Source organism: Caballeronia arationis (genome assembly GCF_001544975.2).
In the GTDB taxonomy this organism is placed as follows: Bacteria; Pseudomonadota; Gammaproteobacteria; order Burkholderiales; family Burkholderiaceae; genus Caballeronia; species Caballeronia arationis.
This window is the reverse complement of sequence record NZ_FCOG02000002.1, coordinates 58,174-77,861: the sequence shown is the minus strand read 5'-3', so window position 1 is coordinate 77,861 and position 19,688 is coordinate 58,174. Positions and strand designations below refer to the sequence as shown.

The following is a 19,688-nucleotide window of genomic DNA, read 5'->3' as shown; positions in this document are numbered from 1 at the left end:
CAGACCAGATCTCAACGGGAATGACAAAGCTCACTGTCAGGACGCGTCTATGGATCGTCACGGGCGCTGTCGCGGCCGTGACGATCGTCGTAGGCGCCGCCGGGCTCTTCGGCGTCGCGCAGGGCAATGCGACGCTGCGCCAGGTTTTCGAAGGAAGCGCGAAGGCGCTGCAAACCATCTCGTCGGTCGAAGCGGCGCGCGCCGGATCGCTCGGGCGAGGCTTTGCGGTGGTCGCACAGGAAGTGCGGGCGCTCGCGCATCGTTCGTCGGATGCGGCACGGCAGATTTCCACGCTTACGAGCGAAGTGACCACGCAAGTCGATTCGAGCGGCGCTGCCGTGCGGCAGGCGGGCGCGACGCTCGCAGAATTGCTGGGCTCGGTGAACGGTGTTTCGTCGCTGATCGACGCCATAGCGACGGCGTCGCGCGAGCAAAGCGACGGCATCGATCAGGTGAACGGCGCCGTCTCGCAGATGGATCGCGTCATGCAGCAGAACGTGACACTCGTGCAGAACGCGGCGTCGGCGGCCGGCGCGCTCGATGCCGAAGCGCGCCAGCTCAGAACGGCGGTGCAGGCTTTCGCCGTGTGAATGTCAGCGTGCCGACGCGGCTCGGGTGCGCGCGTCGGCAGCGCCTCACGCTCCCTTGAATGCCGCGCGGCTCTTGAGCCACTGATCACGCGGCGTCCTGCGACGCTCGCGCCGCGTGCCGACTTTCGCGCGCATCTGATAGGTCGCCGGCACTTTCTGCGCGTTGATCTGATTCCAGCCGCCGCCCGACGTCACGTCGAACGCGCCGATGTAGCCGCCCGGCGCGAGCGCGGGCACCGGCTTCTTCAGATGCTTGCCATAGTCGAAACGCGTGCCGGCCGGCCGCGACGGCTCGAACCACGACGGAAACACGAAGTCCGACACGGTAACGCCGTCGATGTCGTAGCCGAGATTGTCGGCTTCGCAGGCGTCGCAGACTTCGTACGCGTAGAGCACGCCTTGCGTCGCACTCGGCTGCACGAATACCGTCAGGTTGATTTCGGGGTCCGCGAGCATTTCCAGCAGTTCGTGGCTCGCCGTGACGGTCCACTTGTTGCCGAATTGCTGATCGGTCTTTGCGAAGACCTTCCCGAGCGGAAGGCCTTCGTTCGTCACATCGTGATAACCGAGCGCGCCCGCCTGATCGGAGTTGTCGAGAATGCTGAGCCACCAGCTGCGCGCAGCCGGTTTGCCCTTCTTGCGCACGAAGGTCAGATCGGCGTCGACACCCCAGGCCGGCGCGAAATGCTCGTGCACCTGCTTTTGCAAGGCCGGAATTGCGGCCTTGACCTCGGCATCGGTCAGGACCGTGCTCGCGTTGATGACTGAAATCTTGATGTTCGCCATGTTGCCCTCCTGTTGGGGACGGCTTCGGTCTCGGTTGCCGAATTCGTCGGAAGAGTGGATTGGTCGGACACAGCTTCTGTCGATCGGTTTTTGCCGCGCCCAGCCGGAGTTATGCCACTTTGTCCACGCGATGGCATCCCCGACAAGGCATGGCTACCGATGGGGCGTTCGCTCCCGTTGCAGCGCAGCGAGACGCGCTTGCTTCGCGTTTTTTGAATCGCTACCGTGGTTTGCATGGAAGCTGTCCGTGACAGCTTTCCTCGGATCGCTTCGTTCCGACACGCCTATCCGCGTTGCTGCCAACCGATCGTTCGTGCGGCGAATCTTCTTTCGTATCAGTGCCTTGTCGAAATCTCAGGCAGGATATCCACAAGTTTGCCAACAGAAACTGTGGACAACATCCACTGATGATCGCGGGCCGTATATGTATGCAGTCACGTCGCGCGCGGTCACGCGGGGCGCCTGCTCGCGACCTTCATCGGCAAGCGCGGCTGCACTCTTGTAGCGGGGATCATCATGAAACCCTTTTCCGCTGGACCGCGGCGTCACTGGTTCTGGGTCGCCGGCCTCTTTGCGCTCTTGTTCTCGGCGCTGGCGCAGGCTGAAGCCGCGTGCCCGAACTGGGTGGAGACGGCTTCCGGAAGCGCGTTCAATATAGCGGCACTCATCGCCGACGCGGGTTCAGCGAACGCTGCGCTCGACCGCGTGCGGCGAGCGTTGTCGAAGGTGAACGCCGGCGGCGGATGCGCGATATTCAGCGATCGTCCCGCTTGCGACGAAACCCTGGCGCTTGCGAAAAAGGCGATCACAGCGCTCGAGTCGTGCTCGACGCCGACCGTGTCGAGCAACGTCGACCGCAAAATGCTGGAATGACGGGCGTGCCAATCCGCCGCGCGCTTTGCGGCGCGCGAGGAATGCGGGGTTTAAATCGGGGATGAACGCTCGTGAGCGCCGGGTCGGCTCACGAGCGGGAGACTGCTGACACTGGCGCCGGGTCCAGCGCGCCAGGATTGCTCAACGATCGAGGAAAGGACGCAGCTTGTCCGCGCGGCTCGGATGCATGAGCTTGCGCATCGCCTTGCTTTCGATCTGGCGGATACGCTCGCGCGTCACGTCGAATTGCTTGCCGAGTTCTTCGAGCGTGTAGTCCGAAGCCGTATCGATACCGAAACGCATGCGCAGCACTTTCGCCTCGCGCGGCGACAGCGCGTTGAGCGCATCGTCGATTGCGGCGCGCATGTTCGCGTGCACGGCGGCATCCGCCGGCGATGCCGCGCTCGAATCTTCGATCATGTCGCCGAGCGTTGCGTCCGCATCTTCGCCGACCGGCGTTTCGAGCGAAACCGGCTGCTTCGCGATCTTCAGGATGCCGCGGATCTTCTCTTCCGGCATTTCCATGCGCTCGGCGAGCACGGCCGGATGCGCTTCCTGGCCGGTCTGCTGCAGGATTTCGCGCGAGATGCGGTTGAGCTTGTTGATCGTCTCGATCATGTGCACCGGCACGCGGATCGTGCGCGCCTGATCGGCGAGCGAACGCGTGACGGCCTGACGAACCCACCACGTCGCGTAGGTCGAGAACTTCCAGCCGCGCCGATATTCGAACTTGTCGACAGCCTTCATCAGGCCGATGTTGCCTTCCTGAATCAGGTCGAGGAACTGCATGCCGCGGTTCACGTACTTCTTCGCGATCGAGATCACGAGGCGCAGGTTCGCCTCGATCATCTCGCGCTTCGCCTGACGCATCTTCGCTTCGGCGGCCGTCATCTGGCGGTTGATCTTTTTCAGTTGCTGCAGCGGCAGCGAGACGCTCGCCTCGATGTCGATCAGCTTTTGCTGTTCGGCCTGGATCGCGGGCAGACTGCGCTCGAGCGACGCGCCGTATTCGCGCGAACCCGTCGCCGACGCCGCCTTCGTGGTCCAGCCGAGATCGGTTTCGTGACCCGGGAACGTCTCGACGAATTTCTCGCGCGGCATGCCGCAGCGGTCCACGGCGATCTGGAGAATGCGGCGCTCGACGGCGCGCACCTGCGCAACCTGCTGCTGCACGTCGGCACACAGGCGGTCGATCGTGCGCGCGGTGAAGCGGATCGGCGCGAGTTCGCGCTGAATCTCTTCGCGCACACGTGCGAACGCGGCGGCGCCCTTCTCCGGCGTTGCGTTTCCGCCAGGCATCTGCTCGAAGCGTTCGCGCACGCGCGCGAAGATCGCGAGGCTGTCGCTCGTCAGTTGCTTCAGGCGCGCTTCGTTCGCCTTGCCCGAATCGGCGCCTTCGAGGTCGCTGTCGTCGCTGTCACTGTCGGAGTCGTCGCTGTCGGATGCGTCGGTGTCGATATCGGCGCTCGGCGTCGAATCCGATGCCGACAGTTCTTCTTCGTCGCCCTGCTCGTTCAGGCCGTCGACGAGTTCGTCGATGCGCATTTCGCCCGATTCGACCTGTGCCGCGTTGGCAAGCAGGGTCGCAACGGTCGACGGGCAGGCGGCGATCGCCTGAACCATTTCGTGCAGGCCGTCTTCGATGCGCTTCGCGATCGCGATTTCGCCCGCGCGCGTCAAGAGTTCGGTTGCGCCCATCTCGCGCATGTACATGCGCACGGGATCGGTCGTGCGGCCGAATTCGGAGTCGACGGTCGACAGCGCGACTTCAGCTTCCTCGTCGGCCTGATCGTCCGACACGGCAGCCGGCGCGGCGTCGTTCAGAAGCAGCGTTTCGGCGTCCGGAGCCTGCTCGTAGACTGCCACGCCCATGTCATTGAACGTGCTGACAATGGTTTCGATCGCGGCCGTCTGCGCGAAGTTGTCGGGCAAGTGATCGTTGATCTCCGCATGGGTCAGGTAGCCGCGATCTTTCCCCAACTGAATGAGCGCACGCATCTGACGCTGCCGCTCTTCGTCCTGCAGTGCCGTGGACGCTGCGTCCAGCACCGGAAGGGCGGCGGCGGCCTTCCCTTTCGAAGCGCGCCGGGCCGGTGTTTTCCGCGCGGATGCGACGACTTCCAGCCCTGAATCTTCCCGATCAAAACTTGCCATACTTTCTCCTCGACAGGTTTGCTCGGCGATGACGAGACCATCGGCTGTGTGGGGGCCAGGCGTCGCCTCTTGCAGCCGCCTCGCGCACTTGCGCGGGCATTTGCTACAGGCGTCGCGCCCCTTGCGCCGAATTCACGACGCGAGGCGCCCCTCGACTTCCAGGATCGCAACGAGCAAAGAACGCGGCCCGCGAATCGGGCGAGCCGGTTTGAAACCATGCGCAAAAACGCGCAACCTTTAATTATAGCAACGGTTGTTGCGTCGCAGCAAGGGAAAAGTTAATCGGGATTAAGGAACGCGATGGATTGACTCGCTGAACTGATCGGACCCTTAAGCTATTTGATTGCTTCACGATTCAAGACGCGCATTCTGCGGAAACAGAACACGGCGTGCTGCGTCGTCCATTTCGGTCTTGAATTGATGCGCCGTCCGAAGCGCTTCGGCACGAGCCGCCGCCGGACGGAGGTTGATTTCGTCGAAGAGACGTCTTACGTGCGGCAATTTGTCCCAAGCCTCGGCCCCGAGCACGAACGGCACCACGCGGGCCCAACCCCACACCGCCATATCCACGATGGTGTAGTCGTCACCCAGCATATAAGGCTGCTGAGCGAGTCTTGCATCGAGTATGTTCCAGTGACGCCAGGCTTCGAAATCGTATCGATTGACCGCGTATTCCTTGGGCGCGGGCGCGAAGTGCTTGAAGTGAACAGCTTGCCCCGAATATGGACCGACGCCAGTGGCGACGAACATCAGCCAGGAATACATCTGCGCGCGTTGCTCCGGCGCGTTGGCTGGGAGGAAGCGACCGGTTTTCTCGGCAAGATAGAGCAGGATCGCGTTGCTGTCGAAAACCATCGCTTCACCATCGACCAATGCCGGGGTCTTCGCGTTCGGGTTGATCGCCGTGAAGGCGGCAGCATGCTGCTCGCCCTTGCGGGTGTCGACGGGCACGAGTTCATAAGGCAAGCCGGTTTCTTCGAGCATCAGCGCGACTTTCGCCGGGTTCGGCGACGGGTGATAGTAGAACTGGATCATAGGTGAACTGTCAGGTTGGTCATGCGCGTTGGACGCCTTTGCTGGCAATGATGGCACGGTTTCATAGACAGGGCCGGGAGGCGATCAGGTGAGTCGTCCGGGAAGATGCATTGTTGCCTTTAGGTTGATTAACGAACGGAGTAGGAAAACCTCGATCGCAAGTCCGTGCTGTGTGCGATCGCTCGAAGACGCGCGCTTCTTGGCTCTTTTATTTCGGATAACTTAGTAGTGGTTGGCCGTAGAACTTCAGTTGCTTACGCTGAGAGTGCAATCGAGACCATCGCGGGTTTTCTGTTCTCCACACCATGACTGACCCACTTCGTCCTGGACGCGAGTTCCGGCTTCGCCAGAGTCCCGTTTTGTAGGGTTTTGCCGTGCAAGAGAAAGAAGGACACTTTACTTCCCCTTCGACGTGGCTGCCACGGTGTGAGAGCCATTGCGTGTGTTTCGACGTACGAATGTGGACTCGCCGACACCTGCCTGCCGCAGCAGACGCTTCATATCGTTCAAACTTTGGGCGATCACTGTCGCACGAGCCGGCGCGGGCTTGTCTCGCGTGGCTGACTGGCGTTCCGTCGTCGACGCAGGAACAACCGACGCAAGCTTGGATGTAAAGATAAATTCGCGTTGCGGTGTCGCGGGTTCGAGCATGCCACCTCCAAGAGCGGCGGCGAATTCTTCCGCCCAGTTGCCGATCCGTACGCGTGGCTTCGATTCGCGACAGTGATGGACGGTTATCTCGAGCCCATCCGCGGAAAGTACGAAGCGCCGTTCGTTCGCGCTATCGAAGAACGTCGCGCCAGCATGACGCTGAACCGTGTCTTTCGTTTGCAAGGCTTTCACCTGCGTTCTTTCGATTTCGGCACGAGCAAAAACCTTCGCGCGAATCTGATGTGTAAAGTCGACCGGGGAGCGCAGCAGGGCGCGGAGATAACTGATCGGACGTTTGGCTTGCTTCAGATGGTCCCAGGTGACTTCGACCACATCGGACAGGCGTTTGGATTGCAGGCGCGCTTCGCGCATCAACTTGAAAATCAAGAATTGATGAAAGCCCAGGCTCAGCAGGCGGTGAAGGTCGGTCGGGAGCGTCGCCGGTTGTCTCTTTTGATTATTGGGGTATAGATCCTTATATATAGCGCCGTCTGCCACGGTGACACACGGTGTTCGCAAAGAAAGGCTCGTCGAATCGCTGCGGTCCTGAGCGGCCGAAGTCGGTGTCGACTGATCTGCGGGCGCAGCCGGTTCGTCGACAAGCCCTAGCAGCGCTGCGGCCTTCTCTGTGAGATGGAGGTACGCGCGGCCGAACAGGCCGGCGTCCCCGTGCCGTTTTTGAGGAGGACGGGTGATAAACCCTTCGCCTTCGAGGTCGTCGAGGCTGCGGTAGAACGTACGCATGGATTGCAGCGCGCGGCCGGTGAGGAGCTCGCGACGAGCGAAGATGGCTGCGAAAGGACGGTTTGCGTCGACCGTACGCGCCAGGGCCGCGAGCAATGATCGCGAACGCGCGGGCAGTGCGGCGATGTGATTCGCTCGGTGAGCGGCGCGGAAAATGACCCAAGGAAGGTTTGATCGGTCGCAGGCGTACTCGTCGAGCGCCGCTTGATCCTGGCCTGAATTGTTCGATTTGGGTGTGCGAAGACGATCATCATCCTCGCCAGCAACGGGAAGTTGCGCGATAAGCATGTCCAGTCGCCCATTTCTGAAAAATGGAAGTCAAACGCTTGACTGGCGAACGCTATTCGCTACACTTCGAGGTGTGCACTCGTGACCCGATTGGCGTCGGGAAGCGTAACGGGCGAACGACAGTTAAGCCCGATATTCAAAAGCCTTCGGTTGGCGCCGAAGGCTTTTGTCTTTCTGAAGCAGGTTTGACTACATGGCTAACCTTTGTTAAGTGTTGTTCGTAACTAGTTGATTCTTAAGAGAACTCTACTAGGTTCGAGTTTTGCGTCGCGATGAAGAGATGCTAACTTACTGATTTCATTCAAAAATCTACTAGGCACTCAGTCGTCTGCGGCGTCCGCTAGAGACTGATTGATGAAGTCGGTAATCCGTTGGGCCCACAATTCAGCTTCGGACGCGTCTTTTTCGAAAAATCGAACGCCGACGACACCGCTGCGAGCCGATACTTCACAAACCTTCCGCTTCCCACGCTTGATGACGGTTGGCGCTGTCGTGATCACGCGAGGTTTTTCCGTTGCGAGCGCGACCGCGCGATCCTGTGTGAAGCTCTCGTCGTCCACCAGCCTGCGGATCGCTTCAACGACCTTCTCTGCTTTCCCGGACTCCGCCAGAGCTGCGAGCTTCTGTGCGGCGTTGCTTCCCAGTCTTTCTGGCTTTTCCGCAAGCGCGGTCTTCGCGGCGTCAGGGAGTGCGTCGAACGAAAAAATCCGCGTTACGTGACTCTTGCTCAAGCCCGCGCTTTCCGAGATCTCGGCGCGCGACAACCCGGATATCTCCTGAAGTCGTTTGAAATTCCAGTACTTCTCGAAGTCTGTCAGCGAGGGTGAAAGCAGATTCGAAAAGAAGGCCGCGAACTCAATCTCGCCTTCTTCGATCGACGCGATGTTCGCCCGAATGCTTTTGCGACCCAATTCGCGATACGCCGCCACGCGGTTGTGACCGGCAACGATCTCGAATCGGTCGTCAGGCAGGGTGCGTACGAGGATGGGCGTCGCGAGCGAGTGCTGCGCCAAGTTGTTCTTGAGTTCCTGAAACTGTTCCTGCGTCAGCTTGCGACGGCGTCCGTTCACCTCGACCAATGAGTCGAGGCTGACTTCGAGCGCAGCTTTTTCCGCGAGCTGTGTTTCGAGTTCCTTGATCCGTGCATGGGCGGAATTGATTCGGTTCTGCGCATCCATCAACCGACCCGGCGAAGTCCGGGGCTCCGAGTCGTTGGTCTTCTGCGGAGCGGATTCCGAAGGCCTCGATCCGATGTTCGCCGTCTTGGCGAGTAGTCTGTCCCCGATGCCCATTTAATCCTCCGATTGATTCCACGAGCGGACGAACTGAGCGTCCAGGTGCTCCGCCAGTCGATCCAGCGGCTCCTTGAAGCGGTTGTACGCCGCCGTGCTTCCATCCGGCTTCGAAAGGTCGTACACCGTGGAAAGTTGTGCTGACGCGCCCTTCGGAACCGTCGACTCAGGGATCTCGAAAGGCAGCACGCGATCCCCGTACGCCTTCTGCAGCCACCCGCGAACGACGCGCGAGACATCGTCCGACTTAGCCTTCGTCATGATGACGTTGACGAAGTCGAAGCGCTTTTGCTCCAGCACGCCGGGGAGTTTCTTGGCGATGTCGGCGAACAGGTGCCAGAACTGCGTGGAGCTGGCGAAGTCGAGTGCCTCGGGCGGGCAGGGGAGCAGGATCGCGTCGGAGGCGAGCAGCGCGTTGATGGTGAGGTAGCTGAGCGCAGGCGGCGTATCGATGACGATGACGTCGTACTCCGCCGCAAGCGGCATCAATCCCTTGCGCACGATTTCCCAGAACTCGAAGGTGCTGTCGTTGAGAACCTTCGCAGGGATCTCGAACTCCGCGTCGAACAAGGACGAGGACGCCGGAATCAGATCGAGGTTGTGCCAGTACGTCTCCTGCACCGCGTAATGCAATGTAGTCTGATCGCCATAGATGAGCGGAAGCAGCGTCTGGTCATCGGAAATCTCGGCGTCCGGAGCCCAGCCGCACAACTGCGTAGTCGTGCCCTGCGGATCGCAGTCGATCACGAGCACCCGGCGGCCAAGTAGCGTTAGAGCCTGTGCGGCCGACACCGCAGTCGTCGTCTTCGCCACGCCGCCCTTGAAGTTGGCGACCGTCACGATACGTCCGCGTTTACCCTCGGGTCGTCTCGACCGTTCGGACGTCGCGTGAACCCACGTCAGCGTTTCCGCCAGCGTGAATTCCTTGCTGCGTCCGGCGCCCTTCGACGTTCCCGGCGGCAGTTCGCCCTTGGTGGTGAGATACTGAAAGCGTTGCTTGTCCAGGCCGCAAAGCGATGCGACCTGCGAACTGGTGTAAGTGGGCGCACTCTTTCGCGGATACGGCTCCAGCATCGCATCGCGAATCTGGTTAAGGATATCAGTGGCTTGGGCAGCCACTCCCAAGAGCGTTTCTATCGAAACGGATTGGTCGACTTCGGGAAGCCGAGCGCTTAACATGGAATTCGCAGTCACTGGCGGGCCTGGGTAAGCAAAAAATTCTTCGGTTTGTGTGGAAGATGCTGCAAACCGAAGAATAAACGTCGAACTGGTAAACCTCAAGTAAACTCTGAAGTGTTGTGGCGGCGCGGGCCAATTGAGCGGCTTCGGCGGCGTTTTGCGGTTCGCGTCCGGTAAACGCGAGGTTTGCCGTGGGATTGCGGGGACGCGTGAGCGCTAGATTCGGTCGTCGACTGCGATTCGTGCCGTCATGGACAACTCAGGTGGAGTAGTCGTCACGTGTCCGGATACCTCGTCGGCACCTGAGGTCAGGTATCTTGCCGCGACGCTCGCAAATCCCTCCTACGCTGGAGAAAACGACAGACGCACGCGGCGCCAAGAGTCTTCGCGACGCCCGTGAAACAACAGGCATTTTTCGGTTATTCTATAGAGTCGTTAAAAATCAAACTGTTACGTGAACTTCCTAAGCATGTTTCACGAACGTACGTCGACCAGCTCGATTTGAAGCTTCGGTCTAGACGCAAATTTGCCAATTCTCGGAACATCATCCCAGATCGTCTCAATCGACACGGTATTTGTGATTTTCGTTACATCACCTGCCGAAACGCGTTCGCATTAAAAGAACGCCAAGCGTCTCGACCGCCGTCGCTTCGGTTGCTAATCTATTCGAAAGCATCTCGCCCAACCCATCGCGACCCGACCTCCGAAACCCATGCCCGCGCCCGCCGCGCCGCTCACGCAGCACATCCGACTCTGCACCGGCGCGGATAACGTGCGTATCGCCTACGCGAACTGCGGGTGCGGTCCGCCGATCATCAAGGCCGCAAACTGGCTGAGTCACCTCGACTTCGATTTGCAGAGCCCCGTCTGGAGCCATCTCGTCGCGGAACTGTGCCGGCAGCACAGGCTCGTGCGCTACGACCAGCGCGGCTGCGGACTATCCGACCGCGAAGTCGACGACATCTCCTTTCGCGCCTGGCTGAGCGATCTGGAAGCGGTAGTCGATGCGAGCGGCATCGAACGCTTTGCGTTGCTCGGCATTTCCCAGGGCGCGTCGATTTCGATTGCTTACGCGATTGCGCATCCGGAACGCGTGACGCACCTGATCCTGTACGGCGGTTACGCGCGCGGCCGACTCAGGCGCCAGGCGACGCAGCACGCAGTCGAGGAAGCAGAAACGCTGGTCAAACTCGCCGAACTTGGCTGGGGCCAGACGAACCCCGCGTTCCGGCAGTTTTTCACGACGCAGTTCATCCCCGGCGGCACGGCCGAGCAGCATCGGTGGTTCAACGAACTCGAGCGCATGTCGACGTCGCCGCACAACGCGGCGCGCATCATGCGCGTATTCAATGAGATTGACGTCGTCGATTTGTTGCCACAGGTTCGCTGCCCGACGCTCGTGCTTCACGCGAGCGCCGACGCGCGCGTGCCATTCGAGGAGAGCCGGCTGATCGCGGGCATGATTCCGGGCGCGCGCTTTGTTCCGCTCGATAGCGAAAACCATCTGCTGCTCGAGGACGAGCCCGCCTGGCAGCGCTGGCAAGAGGAGTTCCGTGCTTTCCTGCCTGCGGCATCCCCGGCCGATCCCGCTTTCGCGATGCTCACGCGCCGCGAGCGCGACATCGTCGAGCTGATCGCCGGCGGGCGCGACAACGCGCAGATTGCCGCCCGTCTCGGCCTCAGCGAGAAAACCGTGCGCAATCACATCACGAGCATCTTCGCGAAGCTCGAAGTGGAAAATCGCGCGCAGGCCATCCTCCTGGCCCGCAAGGCGGGCTTCGACGCGTCGTCGGGTTGAGCGAGCGTCCACGGGGCGCGTAACAATCCCCATCGGACCCTCGTCCTGCTTTCTCCCGCCTTTCCGAGCCGATCCCGGATCTTCCGGGACTCTCGCCTCATGCCCGTCGCTTCGTCCGGACAATTTGTTCCTGAACGGTCGCGGTGATTTACGTGCTCTTGCTCCCGTTCGATCGATGCGATTCACGCATCTCAACCCCTTCTTCAATCGCAGCAAAGATCACAGGAGCCTGACATGCAAGCCGTTCAACACGAAACGCAAACTCAACGCTATGCCACATGCATCGCGGTGTCGAAGCGTATTCGCTGGGATATCGACCGCGACGTCATTCGCGCGCGCCGCTTCGATTTCGCTCACAAGTTTCTCCCGGACGGACTGTCGCAGGTCGATCGGCTCCCCTTTCTTGATTCTGCCGCGCGCACGCTGATGTCGCAGATCCAGGGCCGCACGTACGCCAACATGTTCCGGCTGTGCGAACGTTTTATCGGCGCGAAGATGCTCGAAGTCGGCGGCGACCACGCGCTCGGCGACCAGATCGCGCTCGAGGCCGTCGTGCGCTTCACGGACGAGGAGCTCAAGCATCTGGAACTGTTTCGCCGCGTCGAACTGCTCGCAGCCGAAAGCATGGCGGACGGATATCGCTTTCTTCCCGACGCGGACGATGTCGCGCGCTTCGTGCTCGGCAAATCGACGTGGGCGATTCTCGCGCTAACGTGTCACATCGAGATCTTCACGCAGGTGCATTACCGGCAGAGCATGGAGGCCGACGAGGCGCTCTCTCCGCTCTTCAAGGACGTATTCCTGTTCCACTGGAAAGAGGAATCGCAGCACGCGATCATCGATGAACTGGAACTGCTGCGCGAAGATGCGCGGCTCGACTACGCCGCGCGCGACGCGGCGGTCGACGATCTCATCGCGCTGGCGGGCATCGACGGCATGTTGCAGGAGCAGGCGCAAGCCGACGCCGCGTATTTCCGCGCCCAGTGCGACCGCGCGTTCACGCCGACTGAACGCGAAGCGATCGATGGCTGCATGCTCGACGCCTATCGCTGGCAATACATCGTGTCGGGCATCGAAGAGCCGCGCTTCGCGAAACTGCTGGCGGATCTCGTCGACGAGCGGCAGGCAAATCCCATCGGCGCCGCGCTCGCGCCGATCATGCAGCGCAAATTGCCCGATCCGATGATGGCGCTCGGTTAAAAGCCAAGTCGATTCGGCTCGCCGGTCGCCTGTACGAGCCGGGCGGGCCGAATTGCGCGCTTTCTCAATACCAGCAAGTGCGAGACCAAAAGAGGCAGGCGCGTCCGAACGAGTGCGCATCGCGCAGAAGTTGAGAATGATTCGCGTTTACGTTAAGTTGCGGATTGTCCTACGACTGTGGAGCAACTTCATGTCTCAGATGCGCGCCCCGCTGGCACCTTCGAAACGTCCTGCAATTTCACCGCGACCACCGCTCGTCACCGCGCGGCAGAAGTACTGGCGTCCGGCACCAGACAAGGCAACGCCGAAAGCCCAGCAGTCCCTGCTCGAGGTCGCCATTGCGAACCGGCAGATGCTCGTGAACGTGGCGCGCGGTTTTGTCGGTTGTGCGAGCCGGGCGGAGGATGTGGTTCATGACGTCTTCGTTCAGCTCATCGATTTCTCCGAGCATGATGCGGTGCGCCAGCCGATGGGCTATATCGCGCGCATGGTGCGCAACGCGTCGATCGACGCCTGTCGCCGGCAGAGCCTCGAAAACATCTATCACGCCGACGAGGAAGACGGCCTCGACGTGCCGTCGCAGGAACTGACGCCCGAGGCGAAAGTGCAGGCGCGCGATACGCTGCGCCACGTCTGCGACGCGCTCGCGCAGTTGCCGGCGCGGAGCCGGACCGCGTTCGAGATGGTGCGGCTTTCCGAGGAAACGCTGCAAAGCACGGCGCGCGCGCTGAACGTCTCGCAGACGCTCGTTCACTTCATGGTCCGCGACGCGCAGAAACACTGCGCCGACTGCCTCGACGCCTGCGACCGCAACCTTGCCTGCCCGGCGTTTCTCGGCGGCCGCGCCCGTCGCCGGTAAAAAAGCGCGCGCGCCAAACGTCTATTCGATGAAGGCGGCGTTTCAACGTCCCGCCAGCAACGGGTCCTTCGCAGCCATTCCGCAGCCTTTCCCATTGAATTCACTCCGACAGAGCCACCGATCATGACTCAGGCCCAGCCATCCGCAACCGCAGTCGCCGCAAACGAAGGGGACGATCTCGTCTACACCGTCGTCATGAACGACGAAGAACAGTACTCGATCTGGCCGACTTTCCGTGCCGTGCCCGCGGGCTGGCGCGAAGCGGGCATGCGCGGTCCGAAGGCCGATTGTCTCGCGTACATCGAAACCGCCTGGACCGACATGCGTCCCGCGAGCCTGCGCCGCCACATGGACGACGCAGCGCGCAAACCCCGCGCGTCCTGACGATTCCGGCCCGAAAAGCCGACGCGTCGCGCAAACGATTCCGCACGAGGACTTCGCATGACCCAACTTTCCGCCGCGGCGCCAGCGCTCGCCGAGCTCCGCATCGAGCCTGGCCTGCCGACCGTCGTCGCGCCGCGCGCGGGCGCGGACCTGTCGCTTGCCGAAGCGGCGCCGCTCCTGAGGGCGATCGTCGGCGATACGCTCGAGCGCGCCGGCGGCGTGCTGTTCACCGGCTTTCGCGTCGAGTCGATCGAGGTCTTCCAGCGCTTTGCCGCCGCGTTCGGCGATCCGCTGATCGGCTACGAATTCGCGTCGACGCCGCGCAGCCAGGTCGAGGGCGCCGTCTACACGTCGACCGAATATCCGCCGCACCGCTCGATTCCGCTGCACAACGAGCAGTCGTACACGCGCGAATGGCCGATGCGCATCTGGTTCCATTGCGCGCTGGCCGCCCGTTCGGGCGGCGCGACGCCGATCGCAGACAGCCGCGCGATTTATCGCGCGCTCGATCCCGCGCTCGTCGCGCGCTTCGCGAAGCGCGAACTGCGCTACGTGCGCAACTTCGGGCAGGGCCTCGACCTGCCGTGGGAGCAGGCGTTCGGCTCGGACGATCCGCGTGAAGTCGAGCGCATCTGCGCGGCGCGCGGTATCGCGTGTTCCTGGCGCGAAAGCGATGACGGCGAGTTGCTGCTGCGCACCGAGGAGCGTTGCCAGGCGGTGGCGCACCATCCGCGCACGGGCGACATGGTGTGGTTCAACCAGGCGAATCTCTTTCACCTGTCCGCGCTCGACGAAGACATGCAGGAAGCGCTCGTCGATGCGGTCGGTCTGGAGAACGTGCCGCGCAACGTGTACTACGGCGACGGCGCGCCGCTCGAAGCCGGTGCGCTCGCCGAAATCCGCGGCGTGCTGGATCAGCAGCGCGTCGTTTTTCCGTGGCTCACCGGCGACGTGCTGACGCTCGACAACATGCTCGCCGCGCACGCGCGCGATCCGTTCGAAGGTCCGCGCAAGGTCGTCGTCGCGATGGCGCGCAGTTATCGGGAGCCGCCGGAGCGCGACGGGACGGCGCAACGATGACGGCTCGTGCAGCACTCGCCGCCCGTGCGCTCACGGTCGGCTATCGCGACAATGTCGTGCTCGATTCGCTCGACCTGCAGATCGCCGGCGGGCGCATCACCGCGCTGTGCGGTCCGAACGGCTGCGGCAAGAGCACGCTGTTGCGCACGCTCGCCGGACTGCAGCCCGCGCGATCGGGTCAGGTCGAAGTGAACGGCGCGCCACTCGGAAGCCTGCGACGGCGCGCGCTCGCGCGCACGCTCACGATGCTCGCGCAGTTCAACCAGATTCCGGCGGGCCTGACCGTGCGCGAACTCGTGGCCTACGGGCGCTATGCACATGGCGGCTGGCTGCGCGGCCTGACGCGTGCGGACCACGCGGCCATCGACGAAGCGCTCCAGGCAAGCGGCCTCGCGACGGATGCGTCGCGCGATGTCGCGGCGCTCTCGGGCGGCGAGCGGCAACGCGCGTGGATCGCGATGGCGCTCGCGCAACAGGCGCCGATCGTGCTGCTCGACGAACCGACGACTTATCTCGATATCCACCATCAACTCGACATCCTGCGCGAACTGCGGCGCCTGAACCGCGAACGCGGGCTGACGATCGTCTGGGTGCTTCACGACCTGAACCAGGCGGCGGCCTTCAGCGACGACATCGTGCTGATGCGCGCTGGGCGCATCGTCGCGCAGGGTTCGCCCGACGCGATGCTCGATCCGCGGCATCTGCAGGAGACCTTCGGCGTGCCGATGCTCCGCATCGCACATCCGCAGACGGGCGCGCCGATGTGCGTGCCGGCCTACGATGGCGCGCCCGCGATGGCCGAAGCGTTGTGCGCGGAGCAATCGGACGGAGACCTCGCCGCATGACGACGCTCGCTACCCGCCGGCGGCTGCGTCGCGAAGTGCCGCGCGTCCTCGCCGCGCCGAATCACGTGGGCGCGCTTGGCGCGGCGCTCGTCCTGCTGATCGTGGCGCTGGCCGCGCTTCGTCTCGCGCCCGACCTTCACGCATGGCTCGCCGCGCCCGCCGGCAGCGATGCGAAGCAGCTCGCTGGCATCTTTCTCTTCGACCTGAACGCGCCGCGCATCGCGGCGGCGCTCGTCGCGGGCGGATGTCTCGCGGTGGCCGGCGCGCTCTTCCAGGCGATGACCCGCAACCCGCTCGCATCGCCCGACCTGCTCGGGATCACGGGCGGCGCACAGCTTGGCCTCGTCGCTGCGATGATCGCGCCGTCGCTCGTCGGCGCGGCTTCGGTGCCGCTTCTGTTCGTCTGCGGCCTCGGCGCCGCGGGCTGCGTCGCCGCTGCGGCGGGCGGCTGGCGCGCGACGCCGCTACGGCTCGTGCTTGCGGGCAGCGTTTGCATGCTGCTGTTCTCCGCGATTACGACACTCCTGCTCGCGTTCTTCGAACAGACGGTCGTCGGCGCTTCGCTGTGGGCGAGCGGCAGCCTCTATCAACCGGGCGCCTCGGGTTTGAAGGCCGCGCTTGGCTGGCTCGTCGCGCCGCTCGTCGCGCTGCCGTTCGTGATCCGTCCGCTCGACCCGCTCGCCCTCGGCGACGACGCGGCCGCCGCCGCCGGCGTGCGCGTCGATGCGACGCGCCTCGCCGCGATGACGGTCGCGGTCGGCTTCGCGAGTGTCGCGGTGAGCATTGCCGGGCCGCTGTCCTGCGTCGGCCTGATCGCACCGAACCTGCTGCGACAGGTGCGCGGCGCGAAGTCGTCGAAACTCGGCGCGCTCGTGCCGCTTTCAGCGCTCGCGGGTGGCGCGCTGGTGCTGGCAACCGACAGCGCCGTGCTTGCCCTCGACCTCGATTCGACCTTGTCAACGGGCGTCGCGATCGCGTTCATCGGCACGCCGCTGATGCTTGCGATGATTCGCAGCGGCGCGGCGTGGTCGGGTGTGCTGCATGCCGGACAGGAGCGCGTGTCGGCGGCGGGCGGCACGCGCATCGTCCGGGCGCTCACGGCGCTGCCTTGGCCTGTGCTCGCGGCGATCCTCCTCGCGGCGGCCTGCGCGGTGCTCGCAGCAGGCGCATCGATGGGAGCGACCTGGCTCGGCCCCGACCGCTGGCTCGGCATGCTGAACCATCGCGATGACGTCGCGCGGATGCTCTTCGATCTGCGCGTGCCGCGGCTCCTGTGTGCGCTGCTCGCGGGCGCGCTCCTGGCGGCGAGCGGCGTGCTGATGCAGACCATCGTGCGCAATCCGCTCGCCGGACCGGAAGTGCTTGGCGTGACGCAGGGCGCCGGTCTCGCGACGCTTGTCGTGCTGATGATCTGGCCGCTCGCCGGCCACTCGATTCTTGCCGCTGCCGCGCTCGCGGGCGGCGGCGCGACGCTCGTCCTCACGCTGCTGTTCAACCGGCGGCACCAGTACGCGCCGCTCGCGGTCGCGTTGACGGGCATCGTGATCGGCACGCTGTGGACGACGCTCGCGCAATGGCTCATCACGCAGCAAAGCGTGCAGCCGGCGCGCTTTGTCGTGTGGCTCATCGGCGGGACTTACGGGCGCAGCTGGGGCGAAGTCGCGATGCTCGTGCCGTGGTGCGTGCTGGCGTTGCCGGTGTTCGTGCTGCTCGCGCGTCCGCTCGATCTGCTCGCGCTCGGCGATGATCAGGCCGTCGCGCTCGGCCTGCCGGTCGCCGTCCTGCGACCGCTGGTCCTGACGGTGGCGACGTTCGCGGCGTGCGCGGCGGTGGCGGCGGTCGGGCCGGTCGGTTTTATCGGACTGATGGCGCCGCATCTCGCGCGGATGCTCGGCGCGCGCTCGCACGGCACGCGCCTCTGGCTCGCGGCGGCGCTTGGCGCGCTCGTGCTGGCGGCGGCGGATCTCGCGGCACGCACGCTGCTCGCCCCGCGCGAGATTCCGGCGGGCGTGCTGACCGCGCTGATCGGCGCGCCATATCTGCTCGCGCTTCTGGTGGTGGAAACCCGGCGCGACAAGCGGAGCGCCCGATGAACGACGCGCCGCAGCGCACGGCGCAACGCCTCGCCGATTTCGCGCCGGAAGCGATCGCGCCTTATCTCGAACACGTGTGGCTCGGCGTGCCCGAAGTTGCCGCCGAAGCCGGCGATGACGCCGTGCGTATCCCGCTGTCGTCGCTTGGCGAACATCGCGACGCGTTGCTCGATGCGATGACCTGCCACTATGGCGGCGACGCCGAACTGCATGCGCGCGCGCTGCTGTCGCAGTGGAGCAAGTACTACTTCGGGCTCGCCGCGCCGGCGGGCGTCGTCGCGGCGCGGCTGCTGCGTCGTCCGCTCGACATGTCGCTCGAGCGTTCGCGGCTGGTGCTGCGCGCGGGGATGCCGGCCGCGCTCCACTTTTCCGCCGACGCGCTGAAAGATCCCGTCGACGATCCCGCGCTCCGCTACGCCGGACTGATCGATCATCTGCACGGCGTGATCGAAATGCTCGCGGGCATGACGAAAATCGCGCCGCGCGTGCTGTGGAGCAACGTCGGGAATCTGCTCGACTATCTGCTTGGCCAGTGTCCGCCACCGCCCGGCACGCGCGACGACGATGCGGCGTGGCTCTTCGGTCCCGTCGATGCCGCGGGCGAACCCAATCCGCTGCGCATGCCGGTGCGCGAAACGACACCCCGCTCGGCGCTGCTGCCGAGCCCGTTTCGCGCGCGCCGCGTGTGCTGCGTTCGCTATGAGATTCCAGGAGAGACGCAACTGTGCGCAAGCTGCCCGTTACTGCTGACGATGCGCGACGACGAACTCGCGCTGCAGGACGCCATCCGATGAAACGTGTGGCGCACGCAGGTGTCGCGATCGTGTTTGCCTGCGCGGCGTTCGCGAGCGGCGGGGCGCGTTCCGCCGAGCCGGCATCGAACCAGACGCAGAACGCGCGCGAATGCACACCGCTCGCGAGCAACCCGACAGTGTCGCAATCCAGCCGTTCGATGCCGGTGAAGCCGAAGCGCATCGTCGTGCTCGAATTCATGTTCGCCGAGGATCTGGCCGCACTCGACGTGACGCCGGTCGGCGTCGTCGACCCGCAGTATTACAACGGCTGGATCGGCTACGACAGCGCGCGGTTCAAGGGCGTGCCGGAAGTCGGCACGCGTCAGGAGCCGAGCCTCGAAGCGATTGCATCGACACGGCCGGACCTGATCGTCGGCGTCGGCTATCGGCATGCGCCGATCTTCGGCGCACTCGACCGCATCGCGCCCACGGTGCTGTTCCAGTTCAGCCCGGACGTCGGCAAGGGTGACCCCGCGGCGACCCAGCTCGACTGGACGCGCACCATCTTCCGCACGATCGGCTGTCTCACGGGGCGCGAGGCCGCTGCGGGCGCGGTCGAGGCGAAACTCGACGCGGGTCTCGCCCGCGACGCAGAGCGTCTCGCCGCAGCCGGACGAAGCGGCGCGCAGTTCGCGCTGCTTCAGGAACTCGGGCTGCCGGACCGCTACTGGGCTTATACCGGCAACAGCACGGCAGCGGGCGTGGCGCGTGCGCTCGGCGTGGAGCTCTGGCCATCCACGCCTACGCGCGAAGGCACCGTCTATCTGACGTCGGCGGATTTTCTGAAGCGGCCGGACGTCGCGGTGCTGTTCGTCACGGCGACCGGCGCGGACGTGTCGATCGCCGCAAAGCTCGACTCGCCGGTCTGGCGCTTCGTGCCGGCCCGAAGGGAAGGGCGCGTATCGCTCATTGAGCCGAATATCTGGGGCTTCGGCGGACCGATGTCGGCGTTGCGCCTCGCGGATATGATCACCGGCCAGTTGTTGGCGTTGCCGGTGGCCCAAGGCCGGTAACACCCCCAAGCAAGCAAAAAAAAGCCGCCA

17 protein-coding genes are annotated in these 19,688 nt (G+C 63.8%); 11 read left to right on the top strand and 6 right to left on the bottom strand.

Translation table 11 applies throughout. The features are described 5' to 3' along the window. Positions 1 to 20: 20 nt before the first annotated feature. Entirely contained in the window at positions 21 to 590 is a 570-nt protein-coding gene (locus AWB81_RS01495; protein WP_062632128.1) for a methyl-accepting chemotaxis protein, read from the top strand. A 45-nt stretch (positions 591 to 635) separates the two neighbouring features. On the opposite strand, the gene AWB81_RS01490 is transcribed toward AWB81_RS01495, so the two are convergent. Further along, on the bottom strand, positions 636 to 1,376 hold the full coding sequence (locus AWB81_RS01490; RefSeq protein WP_062632127.1) for a hypothetical protein: 741 nt from the start codon (positions 1,374 to 1,376) through the stop codon (positions 636 to 638). Positions 1,377 to 1,892: 516 nt separating this feature from the next. On the opposite strand from AWB81_RS01490, the gene AWB81_RS01485 reads away from it, so the two are divergent. Beyond that, a complete protein-coding gene (locus AWB81_RS01485) occupies positions 1,893 to 2,249 on the top strand; it encodes a hypothetical protein (protein ID WP_235025691.1) in 357 nt (118 codons plus the stop codon). Between the two features lie 141 nt (positions 2,250 to 2,390). Here AWB81_RS01485 and rpoD read toward each other — a convergent pair whose 3' ends face one another. The 5 genes from rpoD to AWB81_RS01460 form a co-directional block, all read right to left on the bottom strand. Beyond that, complete coding sequence (gene rpoD, locus AWB81_RS01480) at positions 2,391 to 4,403, bottom strand: RNA polymerase sigma factor RpoD (protein ID WP_062632126.1); 2,013 nt, start codon at positions 4,401 to 4,403, stop codon at positions 2,391 to 2,393. A 348-nt stretch (positions 4,404 to 4,751) separates the two neighbouring features. After that, entirely contained in the window at positions 4,752 to 5,438 is a 687-nt protein-coding gene (locus tag AWB81_RS01475; RefSeq protein WP_062632125.1) for a glutathione S-transferase family protein, read from the bottom strand. A 396-nt stretch (positions 5,439 to 5,834) separates the two neighbouring features. Next, positions 5,835 to 7,121, bottom strand: a complete 1,287-nt coding sequence (locus tag AWB81_RS01470; protein WP_062632124.1) for a hypothetical protein — start codon at positions 7,119 to 7,121, stop codon at positions 5,835 to 5,837. 320 nt (positions 7,122 to 7,441) lie between these two features. Next, positions 7,442 to 8,413, bottom strand: coding sequence for a ParB/RepB/Spo0J family partition protein (locus AWB81_RS01465; RefSeq protein WP_087134734.1), 972 nt, complete (start codon positions 8,411 to 8,413; stop codon positions 7,442 to 7,444). Continuing rightward, positions 8,414 to 9,592, bottom strand: coding sequence for a ParA family protein (locus AWB81_RS01460; RefSeq protein ID WP_062632123.1), 1,179 nt, complete (start codon positions 9,590 to 9,592; stop codon positions 8,414 to 8,416). Positions 9,593 to 10,304: 712 nt separating this feature from the next. On the opposite strand from AWB81_RS01460, the gene AWB81_RS01455 reads away from it, so the two are divergent. The 9 genes from AWB81_RS01455 to AWB81_RS01415 all read left to right on the top strand — a co-directional run bounded on the left by AWB81_RS01455 (position 10,305) and on the right by AWB81_RS01415 (position 19,658). Beyond that, a complete protein-coding gene (locus AWB81_RS01455) occupies positions 10,305 to 11,390 on the top strand; it encodes an alpha/beta fold hydrolase (RefSeq protein WP_062632122.1) in 1,086 nt (361 codons plus the stop codon). Positions 11,391 to 11,624: 234 nt separating this feature from the next. After that, positions 11,625 to 12,590, top strand: coding sequence for a hypothetical protein (locus AWB81_RS01450; RefSeq protein WP_062632121.1), 966 nt, complete (start codon positions 11,625 to 11,627; stop codon positions 12,588 to 12,590). Between the two features lie 199 nt (positions 12,591 to 12,789). Beyond that, a complete protein-coding gene (locus AWB81_RS01445; RefSeq protein ID WP_374730464.1) occupies positions 12,790 to 13,449 on the top strand; it encodes an RNA polymerase factor sigma-70 in 660 nt (219 codons plus the stop codon). Between the two features lie 123 nt (positions 13,450 to 13,572). Continuing rightward, complete coding sequence (locus tag AWB81_RS01440) at positions 13,573 to 13,833, top strand: MbtH family protein (RefSeq protein WP_062632119.1); 261 nt, start codon at positions 13,573 to 13,575, stop codon at positions 13,831 to 13,833. A 57-nt stretch (positions 13,834 to 13,890) separates the two neighbouring features. Next, entirely contained in the window at positions 13,891 to 14,913 is a 1,023-nt protein-coding gene (locus AWB81_RS01435) for a TauD/TfdA family dioxygenase (protein WP_062632118.1), read from the top strand. Continuing rightward, positions 14,910 to 15,758 carry an ABC transporter ATP-binding protein gene (locus AWB81_RS01430; protein ID WP_062632117.1) on the top strand — a complete coding sequence of 283 codons (849 nt, stop codon included), beginning with the start codon at positions 14,910 to 14,912 and terminating at the stop codon, positions 15,756 to 15,758. Before AWB81_RS01435 ends, AWB81_RS01430 begins: the two co-directional genes overlap by 4 nt. Continuing rightward, entirely contained in the window at positions 15,755 to 17,851 is a 2,097-nt protein-coding gene (gene fhuB, locus AWB81_RS01425; RefSeq protein ID WP_062632116.1) for a Fe(3+)-hydroxamate ABC transporter permease FhuB, read from the top strand. The genes AWB81_RS01430 and fhuB overlap by 4 nt, the downstream gene beginning before the upstream one ends. Further along, positions 17,848 to 18,645, top strand: a complete 798-nt coding sequence (fhuF, locus tag AWB81_RS01420) for a siderophore-iron reductase FhuF (protein ID WP_062632115.1) — start codon at positions 17,848 to 17,850, stop codon at positions 18,643 to 18,645. Before fhuB ends, fhuF begins: the two co-directional genes overlap by 4 nt. Next, on the top strand, positions 18,642 to 19,658 hold the full coding sequence (locus tag AWB81_RS01415; protein WP_062632114.1) for an ABC transporter substrate-binding protein: 1,017 nt from the start codon (positions 18,642 to 18,644) through the stop codon (positions 19,656 to 19,658). Before fhuF ends, AWB81_RS01415 begins: the two co-directional genes overlap by 4 nt. The last annotated feature ends 30 nt before the right edge of the window (positions 19,659 to 19,688 follow it).